Here is a 12,284-nt window from a genome sequence, read left to right on the forward strand (position 1 = left end):
TGTTTTATGATGACCAGCAGATTAGATCAGTTTGACAACACGACCTTTAATAAAGAGGCAGGAAATCTTAAGCAATTATGCTGGCTAGCACTTAATGCAGTTGTTCTAAAATCCTCTTGGTTTCCATTTATGGCTCCTAAAAAACAGCTTCTAAAACTATTTGGTGCTCAGATTGGAACTGGTTTTGTAATTAAACCGGGTGTGAGTATTAAATTTCCATGGAAATTAACTATTGGTGATCATGTTTGGTTGGGAGAAAATTGCTGGATAGATAACTTAGACGCAGTATATATAGGAGATCATGTATGTATTTCTCAGGGTGCGTTATTACTTACAGGAAATCATGATTATACACAAACAAGCTTTGATTATCGAAATGCCCCCATTCAACTAGAAGATGGCGTATGGGTCGGAGCAAAAGCGACTGTTTGTCCCGGAGTACGTTGTAAAAGTCACGCGGTTTTGGCTGTTGGCTCTGTAGCTACAAAAGATTTAGAAGAATATATGATTTATCAGGGAAATCCTGCTCAAGCTTTACGTAAGAGAACAATTAAACTCTCATGAAACGAATATTAGTTACTGGTGGTGCCGGTTTTATCGGTTCACATTTATGTAAGCGCTTGTTAGCCGAAGGTAATGAAGTTATCTGTCTGGACAATTATTTTACGGGGAGTAAGCGCAATATCATTGATTTGTTGAGCAACCCGTATTTTGAATTGGTACGGCATGATGTGACCGAGCCGTATTATGCGGAGGTGGATGAAATCTATAATCTGGCCTGTCCTGCATCTCCGGTACATTATCAGTACAACCCCATCAAGACGATCAAGACCTCGGTGATGGGGGCAATTAATATGTTGGGGCTGGCCAAGCGGGTTAAAGCGAAGATCTTACAGGCAAGTACGTCTGAAGTCTATGGTGATCCAGCCGTACATCCCCAACCCGAAAGTTATTGGGGAAATGTAAACCCCATTGGCCCCCGATCTTGCTATGACGAAGGCAAGCGTTGTGCGGAGACCTTGTTTATGGATTATCACACGCAAAACAAAGTGGCCATCAAGATTGCACGTATTTTTAATACCTATGGTCCGCATATGAATATCGACGACGGGCGGGTGGTGTCTAATTTTATCGTACAGGCGTTACAAGGGAAAGATCTGACCATATTTGGAGATGGGAGTCAGACCCGAAGTTTTCAGTATGTGGATGATTTGGTAGCTGGATTGATCGCTCTGATGCAAACCGATGCCTCAGTTACGGGACCTATGAATCTGGGGAATCCTACGGAGTTTACTATGCTTCAGTTGGCTCAGACTATTTTAGAACTAACGGGCTCTTCCTCGAAACTGGTGTTCCAAGCTTTACCGCAGGACGATCCGCAACAGCGGCGACCGGATATTGGTAAGGCCCGGGAGCTGTTGGACGGATGGGAGCCTCAGGTAGGTTTGAAACAAGGGCTTCAACAAAGCATTACCTATTTCGAAAACGTATTGTCTGCTCAATAGCAATTATTTGTTTCATTAATATTCAATTTAATGATCTTTTCAAATCAATATCAAGTATTTAGAAGTATTCCACTTGGAGTATTGAATATATTTGCCTGTTATTTCAGTTAATATAAAACATCTGTTTTGAAGATTTCAGTTATTACCATTGTCTATAATAATAAAGCGACAATCGCCTCGTGTATCGAAGCTGTGATAACACAGGATTATCCTGATGTAGAGCATGTGGTCATCGACGGCAGATCAACCGACGGTACGCAGGCAGTTATTGAAAACTATCGGGATCGGTTGGGGTATTATATTTCAGAGCCGGATAAAGGTCTATACAATGCCCTGAATAAAGGGATTCGTGCCGCTACCGGGGATATTATCGGGATCTTGCATTCGGATGATTTTTATCCTAAAAAAAGTACGCTTAGCGAAATCGCGCAGGCCTTTCAAAGGAGTGGTGCCGATATGGTCTATGGGAATGGCATGTTTGTAGATCGGGAGCAGCCCGATGTGGTGAAGCGTATCTATAAAGCCAAGCCTTTTAAGCCACGCTATCTTAAATACGGGTGGGTGCCTTTGCATACAACGATTTATGCTAAAAAAGAGGTGTTTACCAAATATGGTTTGTACGAGGAGCAGTATCGGATTGCAAGTGATTATGAGATTTCCTTGCGCTGGTTGAGTAATCCGAAGTTGAAAACCTATTTTATCAACGATTGGCTGGTGAAAATGCGTTTGGGTGGAAAAAGTACCACCGCTTCTCTGCAGCAACAAAAATCTAAAGAAGATTTACAGATTATCCGGCAGTATCCGCTTTGGGGAATACTTACCTTAGCCTTTAAAATCGCCCGTAAAATACCACAATACCTGCTGCCTCGTTTTAAAAAGTTTGAATAAACATTTTAACTTGTTCCGCAACTTTCTTATGAAGCGTTCTGCCCTTATTGTACCCGTAAGTATCCTGATCCATTTAATTTTACTAAATGGGTTTTTAGCATGGTTTATACCGGGTTTGTATCTCAATGTATATTCCATACTGTTTTATAATGCCTCGTGGTTGTTGAGTGCCTATGCGATCGATTATTATCCTACCTCCCGGAAGGAACGTTTTTTCACCAATTTGCATAAGCCGCTGCAATTGTATATTTTATTTACGCTGGCTTATTTTGCGTGGTTTAGTCTGAGTAAAACTCAAATGGGGTCTATTGCCTATCATACTCATGTATTACTGGGTTTATTCGGGTGTTTAATCAGCTACCGGGTTTTGTTTTATTATGCTCGCGCCCGCTATCGGGAAACCGGCGGAAATGCGGTGCATGTGGTGGTGATCGGGCGGGACCGGAATCTGAAGAAAATACGGAAGGTGTTTGATGAACCCGATCTGGGTTACCGGTATCTGGGGTATTTTGACAACAGCGACTCCAAGAGCGCCACTTATCTGGGAAAAGTAGAAGAGTGTTTTCGGTATATTAAGGAACGGGATGTGCATCAGATTTTTTGTATCGCTTCGCGCTTATCTCAGGCCCAACTGTTCAATCTGATGGCTTTTGCCGATAACAATTTGATCAAGTTGAAGATCGTTCCCGATAACAAGGAGATCTTTACCCGGGGAATGAAGATCGAATTGTACGACAATGTACCTGTACTTAATTTGCGGGAATTGCCACTGGAAACCCCGTATGCTAAGGTGTTTAAGCGCGTGTTTGATATGGTATTTGCAGTATTTGTGATCCTAGGAGTATTGTCATGGTTGAGTCCGTTAGTTTATATTTTGCAGCGTTTTGATTCCAATGAACCCTTATTTTTTAAACAAAAACGGCATGGGGTGAATCGTAAGGTCTTTTGGTGTTATAAATTCCGTTCCATGACCACGACGGCGGATGCCGATACCAAAATGATGACCAAAAATGACAAGCGGGTTACGAAGCTGGGAAGTATTTTACGACGTACCAGTATTGATGAACTGCCGCAGTTTTACAATGTGTTGCTGGGGGATATGAGTGTGGTAGGACCCCGGCCTCATATGGAGGTGCATACCGAAAAATACCAAACCTCGGTAGATAAGTATTTGGTACGCCACTTTGTGAAACCCGGGATTACCGGATTGGCGCAGGTACGCGGCTACCGAGGAGAGATCGTGCAGCAGGCTGATATCGTCAACCGAACCCGCTTGGATATCTTTTATGTAGAAAAATGGAGTTTGTGGTTGGATCTTAAGATCATCATCAAAACGGTGTCGAATGCTGTACAGGGTGAAGAAAAAGCCTACTAAACCGAATTAAATGTTTCTGCTTTAAAAGATAATCTTATTTTTGACCAAAATTAACCATACATGAAAATTATAAAAGGGCTTATAGTATTCGTACTGTTTCATAGTGTTTGCAGTTGTATTTCCCGAAAAGAAATTGTCTATTTACACGAAACGGAAATGGAAGGTGATACGACCAGTATTTATCATTTACAGCAATTAGATCGCCCGCAACTACGAATAAAGCCGAATGATCAAATACGTGTGAGTGTCTCTGCAGAAGAGCAGGAGGCCGCACTTCCTTTTAACTTACCTGTGGTTGGGATAGGCAATGTGCTTGATGGAGGTATGCGACCAGTAGGTACGCCCCAATTACAAAATTATCTAGTTGATGAAAACGGCGCTATTCATTTTCCGGTTTTAGGAGATGTTGTTGTTGGAGGATTTACCCGAAAAGAAGCTGCAGCTCTTTTAGAAAAAATGATTTCAGATTACGTTCAAAACCCTATTGTGAATGTACGTTTGGCAAATTTTCAGATTTCAGTATTGGGCGAAGTAATAAAGCCCGGAACCTTTCCTATTAATGACGAGTACATTAGTTTGCCCAAAGCCTTGGGGCTTGCAGGTGATATGACTATTTATGGTAGGCGGGATAATGTGTTGGTGATGCGGGAAGAAAAAGGGGGGCTTACTAAAGCCTATTTAGATTTGTCAGAGAATGAGGTGGTTAACTCTCCATACTATTATTTACAACAAAATGATGTCGTTTACGTGGAGCCTAATGGACCACAAAAACAATCTGCCAGTTATAACAGAAATGCTTCAATATATATATCAGTAGCTTCTGTGTTAGTTTCATTAGCCGTTTTAATTTCCAGATAATGTCGCAGACTGACTCTCATAGTAATTTTATGGAAGAACAAGAAATCAATATAAGAGAAGAATTGGATAAATATCTGAGGTATTGGCCCTGGTTTGTCTTAGGAGTAATTAGTTGTTTAATTATTGCCTTTTTCTATTTACGATTAAGCGTTCCTGTATTTAATACAGTTGCAAGTGTAATCATTAAAGATGAGGAGAGTAAAGGTGGCAGTCTACCTGCCGGAGCTGCAGAGTTTGCCGACCTTGGACTTTTAGGCGGCATGAGTACCAATAGTATTGAAAATGAGATTGGTTTGTTAAAATCCCGACGTCTCATGATCAATACGGTTCGCGCTTTAAAATTGAATGTGAGTTACTTCGATTTGGATGGACTTAAAGCAGATGAATTGTATTTAAATACGCCTTATTTAGTAGAAGTAGTCAATTTGCATCAGGAAGCATTGACCGAAGCTGCCAAGGCAGATTTGAATCAATTTAGTTTAGAACCCGGGCAGAGCCCCAATGCACTTCAACTTACCTTTACGGAGAGTGGAAAAATTTTAGAAGTTCAAATCGATGAACTGATTACCTTACCCTTTGCAACGGTCATCATCCGAGACACCCGTAAACCGGATTCAAAAGAACGGGTTTTGGTAAAAATACAAGCTGTAGCGCACGTTGCGGATACCTATCGGGAAGCCGTACAAATCAATTTGATCGATGATAATGCCACGCTTTTAGAATTCAATTTAGGGAGTCCGGTCAAGCAAAAAGCCCAGGATATTCTCGATCAATTGATCTTTGAATACAATAAGGAAGCCATTGAAGATAAAAATGAAGTGGCTGTGAACACCGCAAAATTTATCGATGAGCGCTTGGCTATCATCAGTGGGGAGCTGGATACCGTAGAAGTAGGGCTGGAAAGTTTTAAGGAGCAAAACAGCCTGACCAATATTGAAGCTGAATCAGAATTGATCGTGGAAAATGCGAGCGATTATCGTAAGCGGGAACAAGAGATCCAAACCCAACTTTCGGTTGCGCAGTCTATCATTCAGTATTTACAGGAGGAGGGATCTGATTCCGGGCTGTTACCGGCAGATATCGGACTAGAAGGCGAGTCGGTGAATGCCCAGATCGCCAGTTATAATGAATTGGTATTGGAACGCAACCGCATTTTAAGTGGGGCTACTAAACTCAATCCCACGGTAACCCGATTGAATCAGCAAACCGAGCAGCTACGCCAAACCATCATGGTGGGACTGGAACGCACCGTAAACAGTTTGCAGATCGCACAACGCGGCTTACGCCAGCAGAGTGGTTTGATTAGCTCTGAAATTGCTAAAGTACCGGCTAAAGAACGCCAATTCCGGGATATTTCCCGACAGCAGGAAATTAAAGAAGCCTTATACATCTTTTTATTGCAAAAACGGGAAGAAAATTCCTTGTCTTTAGCCGCGACTTCGCCCAAGGCTAAAATTGTAGATTCGGCTTATACATCAGAAATACCTTTATCTCCAAAGCCAAAAATTGTTTTAATAGCAGCTTTCTTAATTGGGTTGATTATTCCTTTTTCGATTTTTTATATACGGCGCCTATTGAATAATAAGATCGAACGCCGTGAAGATCTGGAGAAAATCACTCGAGCTATACCTATTGTTGGTGAGTTGCCGCGGATCTCAAAAGGGGAATCTGATCTGGTTGAGGAGAACGACCGGTCGGTACTTGCAGAGTCCTTCCGTATTATGACAACTAACCTGCAGTATTTGTTGGTGAATGCTAAAAATGAAGGCAAAGGCTATTGTATTTATACCACCTCTACAGTAAAAGGGGAAGGAAAGACCTTTACCTCGATCAACCTGGCGGTTACCTTGGCTAATACGGGGAAAAAAGTAGTCATAATAGGGGCAGATTTACGGAATCCTCAGTTGCAACGCTATGATACTGAGTCTAAAAGCTTCTTGGGGATCAGTGATTATCTGGTAAACGAGGATCATCAGTTACAAAACCTGATCAGTGATTCTAAATTCCATCCGAATTTGAAACTCTTGTTGTCAGGAAGTATCCCGCCCAATCCTTCAGAATTGTTACGTCAAGCTAAATTTGGGCGCATGATCCACGAATTACGGGAGCAGTATGATTATGTGATCGTTGATACCGCACCATCCATGCTGGTTGCCGATACGTTCCTGATCAGTAAATATGCTGATTTGATCCTCTATGTAACCCGGGCTGGGTATACCGAAAAGAAATTGCTCAACTTTGCTATAGATGTTCAAAACGACGGGAAGTTGCATGATATCAGTTTTGTGATCAATGATGTAAAAACCGCCAATTTTGGCTATGGGAATAAATATGGTTATGCTTATGGGCAAAGCAAACCTTCGTTGTGGGAACGGTTTAAAAAGAGTTTTTAAATAGGCTATAGCTACGAGCTATTAGTCGATAGATTTAAAAAAGGATGCTGTAATCAGTGTCCTTTTTTTTGTTTGTGGTTTGCTGTTCATTGTTTGTTGTTTGTTGTTTGCTGTTTGCTGTTTTGGGGTGAGGGTTAGCATGTAGCTGTTAGTCGATAGGCTCGTTTGAGGTTTATTGTTTTCTGTTTATTATTCCTTGTTTCTTGTTTCTTGTTTCTTGTTTCTTGTTTTGAGTTTTTTGTTTCGGGTTGAAGTTTGGGTAACAGGTTATAGCTTGTAGTCGATAGGTTTTGGTCGATAGGCTCGTTTGGGGTTTATTGTTTTCTGTTTGTTGTTTGCTGTTTGCTGTTTCGAGTGGATGGCTGTTAATCGATAGGTTTTAGTCGATAGGCTCGTTTGAGGTTTATTGTTTTCTGTTTGTTGTTTTTATGATCGCTCATAGCCTATAGCGTCTAGTCGATAGGTTTTGTTTGTTTTTTTTATTTTGGGGTGGGCATTAAAGCAAAAAAGCAGAGCTGTTAATGAATTCTTAAAACTCTGCGTTTGCATTGGCGTTTTCATACACTCTTCATACACCATCCTAGGGGATGCCTAGGAGTTGACTGGGAGTTGCCCTGCCTGAGCCATAGTTTACCATTGGAATACTAGTTACTTTAAATCATGTTCTGTTCATTTTCTTTACTCGCGGGTTTGTTATTTCACGGGAGCTCGTGAATCTCCTAGCGTCGATTTATCTCGCTTGATTTCTATTTTACGTGAGCTCGTGAACCTTGTATCCTCGGTTTAGCTCGCAGGGTTTTTATTTTAAGGGGTGCTCGTGAACCTCGTATCCTTGGTTTGAGTGATTCTAACTTCTTACTTTTCTTTGCTTCTCCAAAGAAAAGTAACAAAAGAAAGGACGCCTTTTGGATAGGTATTTTTTGCTATCGCAAAAACCGTAAGTGCATCCCTAAATTTCTTCCAAGGCTTCAAAAATTCTTAACGGGATGCCCTTACTATACTGACCAAAAGGAGATTAAACCCTTTGGGTATGGATGCGTCTAACTTTTATGAATACAAGCTGTCATACTGTCCCGATAAGCATCGGGATTGTTTCAGCATCTCATCACAAGGATCCAAAAAAAGAATAGAACAAAGCTCCCCTCCTTTTAAAGGAGGGGAAAGCCCGCGTAGTAGGGCAGGGGTGGTTCTAGTACATACGGGGCAACACCACCCCGTCAGCTGCTGCGCACTATGTGCGCCTTGCTGCCACCCCTCCTCAACAAGGAGGGGTGCTTTTCGTATTACACACGAGACATGATTTCCGATTCCAAAACACGCGATACCATTCCCCATAAGTATTGGGATGGGCAGCGTGAGAATCTCCTTATTTTTCTGATTTTGTATTTCATGTGGGTGACTGCCGACTGAGAACTGCTACTGTTTATTAATAAAAAACTTCTCGACTGCGCTCGAAGTGACAGTGTGTGAGGTATTTCGTATTTCTACGTACCCCAAGAATAACAAGTCAGCAATAACAAATAGCAGCATAACGACTGCCTACTGCCTGCTGAGACTGTCAACTGAGAACAACTTCTCTCCCGAAAGCTTTCGGGAACAATCCTCTCGCGCTTAGGCGCTCCAGAATCACTCGAAGTGACTTTACACTATGCATTTTTATACCGGCAGATTCGGCAGAAACCTTCTTTATCGGCAATATCGGCACCGATGTACATCGCTACTGGTTTTCAGCGTGTAAGCCTGTTTACTTTGTGACCTAATTTAAATCTTTTTACTATGGCTAAACAAGCTGGAATTATCAAGTTGAAGGGCACTATCGGGGATATTGCCTTTTACAAAAGTGGAGACGGGCATATGGCTCGTTTTAAAGGAGGCGTTGATGGCAAGCGTATTGCTACCGATCCTGCCTTTCAGCGTACCCGGGAGAACGGGGCCGAATTTGGACGTGCCGGGAAAGGCGGAAAACTGCTGCGCAATTCGATGCAGGTCATGATGCAACAGGCAAAAGACCCTAAGGTCGTGAGCCGATTGACTACGCAATTGCTTGCGATCATCAAAACCGATGCTACCTCTGTGCGCGGGGAACGCAACCTGACCGATGGGGAACTGGGGTTTCTAAACGGCTTTGAATTTAATGCCAACAGTCCGTTAAGCACCACACTGGTTACCCCCTTTAGTGTACGCTACGACCGGGCTACCGGAGCGGTGGGACTGACGCTGGAGGCCTACAATCCGAAGGTACAGATCGCAGCACCCACAGGGGCTACGCATTACAAGCTGAGTTGTGGAGTAAGCGAACTCGATTTTGAGGCACAGACGTCGCTCTTTAAGACCGTGACTACCGGGATTTTACCCTATCAAAATGCGGAAGTCGCTGCTACCGATCTGGAGGTAAATATCACAGCAGGCAGTACGTGGAGTGTGGTACAGGCCTTAAGCATTGAGTTTTATCAGGAGGTCAATGGCAGTATGTATCCGCTTCAAAATGGTGCGTATAACGCCATGGCGGTAGTGCAGGTAGCTCAACCGGCTTAAGATGGAGTGGGTACTACACCGCAGCTACTACCCGAAGGGAACGCATGGGGTCTTGCAGGTGCATGGGCGGTTTGTATGTTTTTGTATGGAGCAGCCCTGGCAGGATAGTAGTAAAGCCTTATCCTGTATTCCTGAAGGGCGGTACGAAGTACTGCCACGCCTGTCGCAGCAGTATGGGCATCATCTGTCTCTTAGCGATGTGCCCGGGTGCAGGCAAATCCTGTTGCACGCAGACAAGAATGGGCTTCATGAACTGCAAGGGGGCATCGTGCCGGTGCTGGAGCTGACGGGTATTGCGCAAGGAATGCATGCCAAGCCTGCGCTGGAACGTTTACTGCTCCTCTACTGTGAAGCGGTGGAGGAACAGGAGGCTGTATATTTAACGATAACCTATAACACTCATGAATATCTTAGAACGTTATCGGCAACCCACGCCGCGTTTTTTCCGGATGCTGCGTACGGTAGGGATTAGTCTGGCCAGTGGGGGTGCGGCCTTGCTCGCAGCTCCCGTAGCACTCCCTGCTGTGTTGCTGAGTATTGCCGGTTATGCGGTAGTTGCCGGAAGTGTAGCTACTGCAGTAAGTCAGGCAGTGGTTGCAGACGGATTAGCGGAAGCGAAGCCCAGGGAAGCCGATGCGCAGTAGCAGTGTTTCTTTAAAACTGGGCACCCTGAGTGGAATGGTGGCCGCAGCCCTTCCCAGCCTGCAACGCGACAAGCTGCTTGAAGCAGTAGTACTAGCGGGTGTAGGTGCCTGTGTGAGCTTTGTGGTTTCTTTGGTTTTAAAAGGATTGTTCAAGCATATGAAAGCATGGTTTTTAAAGCAAAGAGACTCTAACTAGGGATCGCAGTCTTGTGATTACCTGATGTATTTAACCCTTCTTTCAGGTTTAGGTCTGGAAGAAGGGTTTTTTTATGTGCTGTTTGCTGTTTGCTGTTTGCTCTCTCTTATTTTAGGGTGAAGGATTCACTATTCAAAGTTTAAAGCTCAAGGTTTAGGATTTTGACGCATACGGAATGAGTAAACAGTCTCAGTCGGCGGCAGGTAGGTATTTAGCATGAACTTTTAAGTCTTTGTAAACTGCTTGTCCATTCGAGTTGTCACCCTGAGCCTGTCGAAGGGATAGTCGAGCAGCGCGTAGGTGAAGTAGTGTGTTTTGATTCTAGGTTCAATCGTAAGGCTTGCCTTTTTAATTCTTAACGTATACCGATAAGCGTTAATTTTTCTCAGTACTACGAAAGAGGTACCGAAAGATTCCGGTTTTTTTTGAGGAGGTTTGTGGAGTTACTTGTGCTTTGATCACTTATGAAAACCAAACGCTTGTGTATATTTCCTAAAGATGTACAGTGTATCACCGGAAAGAGTGAGCGCTATGGGCGGCAATTGCTTGCAGACATCAGGGTATATCTCAAAAAGGAGCCGCATCAGTTTGTTACCGTACATGAGTTTGCAGCCTATTGTGGGTTGCATGTGGAGGATTTGTTTGTGTATTTGGATTAATCGTGTAACTATTGAAGGGTACGCGATGCAATCGCGCACGAACAGGGGAGGTTTGCTGGGGGGCTTGTGCTTTGATCGCTTATGAAAACCAAAGGCTTGTGTATATTTCCAAAAGATGTACAGTGTATCACCGGAAAAAGTGAGCGCTATGGGCGGCAATTGCTTGCAGACATTAGGGTTTATCTAAAAAAAGAGCCGCATCAGTTTGTTACCGTACATGAGTTTGCAGCCTATTGTGGTTTGAATGTGGAAGATTTGTTTGTGTATATGGATTAGTCGTATAGCTGGTGAGGGGTATGGGATGCAATTTCGTGCAATTCGGTTATTTAGCATCTTATATAATTCCTTTTGTCCAAGGTTCTTACAAATTTATAGGCTCTTTAAAAGTGGAATCATTTCTATAATGTGCTGGTGTGAAAGCATGGTTTAAAAAAGAGTGAGACTTCAAATGCTTAGAAGTAACCCAACTTTAAATACGCACTTTGAAGAAGTGTCTCACTCTCATCTTAAAGTACGTATAAATCAAAACAATAAGCAATCTTTTGGTAATCAATTGTTTGTAAAAATAAGGGTGCTTTTGTGCGAAAAAAATAAAGGGGCTCTTAAATACTGAGACATCTGCAGCTTTAGTACGTAGCCGGTTAAAAAAGGGTGCATAAGCGTACTCTTTGAATGTGAAACGATTGCTTAAAAAGGTCTTTTCCTAAGCGATGGATAACAAGTTCAAAATTCAAAGTTCAAAATTAGAACTATATCCAGCTTCTTGTTTCTTGTTCTCGGTTTATCGTTTTGGGTTCTTGGTTTGTGATTCCTTGCTTCTGATTCCTTGTTTGTTATTGATGATCTAACTGTTAAATTTTTACGGTACTACGAACGGTATACCGGAAGATTCTGGTTTTTTCTATGGAGGTTTGCGGGTTGACTTGTTCTTTGATAACTTATGAAAACCAAAGGCTTGTGTATATTTCCAAAAGATGTACAGTGTATCACCGGAAAAAGTGAGCGCTATGGGCGGCAATTGCTTGCAGACATCAGGGTCTATCTAAAAAAGGAGCCGCATCAGTTTATAACAGTGTATGAGTTTGCGGCCTATTGCGGGTTAAATGTGGAAGATTTGTTGGATTATTTAGACTAGAATTTTGGTTTTCCAGTACCTCAAGCTCAGATTTTGGGTACGCGATACAATCGCGCGGCAACGGGGGTAGTTTGTTTAGTAGTATGAATTTAGAAG

The 12,284-nt window shown here is 42.7% G+C and carries 13 protein-coding genes; all 13 read left to right on the plus strand.

What is annotated here, in order from left to right:
• Positions 1-6 precede the first annotated feature (6 nt).
• A complete protein-coding gene (locus tag WA338_RS15085) occupies positions 7-564 on the plus strand; it encodes a WcaF family extracellular polysaccharide biosynthesis acetyltransferase (RefSeq protein WP_336093997.1) in 558 nt (185 codons plus the stop codon).
• Positions 561-1,505: a UDP-glucuronic acid decarboxylase family protein gene (locus tag WA338_RS15090; RefSeq protein WP_336093999.1), complete on the plus strand. Its 945-nt coding sequence runs from the start codon at positions 561-563 to the stop codon at positions 1,503-1,505. The genes WA338_RS15085 and WA338_RS15090 overlap by 4 nt, the downstream gene beginning before the upstream one ends.
• A gap of 126 nt (positions 1,506-1,631) precedes the next feature.
• On the plus strand, positions 1,632-2,393 hold the full coding sequence (locus tag WA338_RS15095; RefSeq protein WP_336094001.1) for a glycosyltransferase family 2 protein: 762 nt from the start codon (positions 1,632-1,634) through the stop codon (positions 2,391-2,393).
• Between the two features lie 28 nt (positions 2,394-2,421).
• Positions 2,422-3,768, plus strand: a complete 1,347-nt coding sequence (locus WA338_RS15100) for an exopolysaccharide biosynthesis polyprenyl glycosylphosphotransferase (RefSeq protein ID WP_336094003.1) — start codon at positions 2,422-2,424, stop codon at positions 3,766-3,768.
• Positions 3,769-3,828: 60 nt separating this feature from the next.
• Positions 3,829-4,626: a polysaccharide biosynthesis/export family protein gene (locus WA338_RS15105; protein ID WP_336094005.1), complete on the plus strand. Its 798-nt coding sequence runs from the start codon at positions 3,829-3,831 to the stop codon at positions 4,624-4,626.
• Positions 4,626-7,019, plus strand: coding sequence for a GumC family protein (locus WA338_RS15110; protein ID WP_336094007.1), 2,394 nt, complete (start codon positions 4,626-4,628; stop codon positions 7,017-7,019). Before WA338_RS15105 ends, WA338_RS15110 begins: the two co-directional genes overlap by 1 nt.
• 1,776 nt (positions 7,020-8,795) lie before the next feature.
• Complete coding sequence (locus WA338_RS15115; RefSeq protein WP_336094009.1) at positions 8,796-9,554, plus strand: hypothetical protein; 759 nt, start codon at positions 8,796-8,798, stop codon at positions 9,552-9,554.
• A 1-nt stretch (position 9,555) separates the two neighbouring features.
• Complete coding sequence (locus WA338_RS18915; protein ID WP_442913227.1) at positions 9,556-10,026, plus strand: DUF5675 family protein; 471 nt, start codon at positions 9,556-9,558, stop codon at positions 10,024-10,026.
• Complete coding sequence (locus WA338_RS15120) at positions 9,956-10,198, plus strand: hypothetical protein (RefSeq protein ID WP_336094011.1); 243 nt, start codon at positions 9,956-9,958, stop codon at positions 10,196-10,198. Before WA338_RS18915 ends, WA338_RS15120 begins: the two co-directional genes overlap by 71 nt.
• Positions 10,188-10,394 (plus strand): hypothetical protein, encoded by a 207-nt coding sequence (locus tag WA338_RS15125; protein WP_273017090.1) that lies wholly within the window; start codon positions 10,188-10,190, stop codon positions 10,392-10,394. Before WA338_RS15120 ends, WA338_RS15125 begins: the two co-directional genes overlap by 11 nt.
• Before the next feature lie 464 nt (positions 10,395-10,858).
• On the plus strand, positions 10,859-11,053 hold the full coding sequence (locus tag WA338_RS15130) for a hypothetical protein (RefSeq protein WP_009781075.1): 195 nt from the start codon (positions 10,859-10,861) through the stop codon (positions 11,051-11,053).
• 81 nt (positions 11,054-11,134) lie between these two features.
• Positions 11,135-11,329: a hypothetical protein gene (locus WA338_RS15135; protein ID WP_273017088.1), complete on the plus strand. Its 195-nt coding sequence runs from the start codon at positions 11,135-11,137 to the stop codon at positions 11,327-11,329.
• A 664-nt stretch (positions 11,330-11,993) separates the two neighbouring features.
• Positions 11,994-12,188 (plus strand): hypothetical protein, encoded by a 195-nt coding sequence (locus tag WA338_RS15140; protein WP_336094014.1) that lies wholly within the window; start codon positions 11,994-11,996, stop codon positions 12,186-12,188.
• Positions 12,189-12,284 lie beyond the last annotated feature (96 nt).

It is taken from the genome of Leeuwenhoekiella sp. CH_XMU1409-2 (assembly GCF_037029365.1).
In the GTDB taxonomy this organism is placed as follows: domain Bacteria; phylum Bacteroidota; class Bacteroidia; order Flavobacteriales; family Flavobacteriaceae; genus Leeuwenhoekiella; species Leeuwenhoekiella blandensis.

Coding starts and splice junctions, on each gene's coding strand:
- WA338_RS15085 (WP_336093997.1), top strand. CDS start 7: ATGATGACCAGCAGATTAGATCAGTTTGACAACACGACCTTTAATAAA.
- WA338_RS15090 (WP_336093999.1), top strand. CDS start 561: ATGAAACGAATATTAGTTACTGGTGGTGCCGGTTTTATCGGTTCACAT.
- WA338_RS15100 (WP_336094003.1), top strand. CDS start 2,422: ATGAAGCGTTCTGCCCTTATTGTACCCGTAAGTATCCTGATCCATTTA.
- WA338_RS15105 (WP_336094005.1), top strand. CDS start 3,829: ATGAAAATTATAAAAGGGCTTATAGTATTCGTACTGTTTCATAGTGTT.
- WA338_RS15110 (WP_336094007.1), top strand. CDS start 4,626: ATGTCGCAGACTGACTCTCATAGTAATTTTATGGAAGAACAAGAAATC.
- WA338_RS15115 (WP_336094009.1), top strand. CDS start 8,796: ATGGCTAAACAAGCTGGAATTATCAAGTTGAAGGGCACTATCGGGGAT.
- WA338_RS18915 (WP_442913227.1), top strand. CDS start 9,556: ATGGAGTGGGTACTACACCGCAGCTACTACCCGAAGGGAACGCATGGG.
- WA338_RS15120 (WP_336094011.1), top strand. CDS start 9,956: ATGAATATCTTAGAACGTTATCGGCAACCCACGCCGCGTTTTTTCCGG.
- WA338_RS15125 (WP_273017090.1), top strand. CDS start 10,188: ATGCGCAGTAGCAGTGTTTCTTTAAAACTGGGCACCCTGAGTGGAATG.
- WA338_RS15130 (WP_009781075.1), top strand. CDS start 10,859: ATGAAAACCAAACGCTTGTGTATATTTCCTAAAGATGTACAGTGTATC.
- WA338_RS15135 (WP_273017088.1), top strand. CDS start 11,135: ATGAAAACCAAAGGCTTGTGTATATTTCCAAAAGATGTACAGTGTATC.
- WA338_RS15140 (WP_336094014.1), top strand. CDS start 11,994: ATGAAAACCAAAGGCTTGTGTATATTTCCAAAAGATGTACAGTGTATC.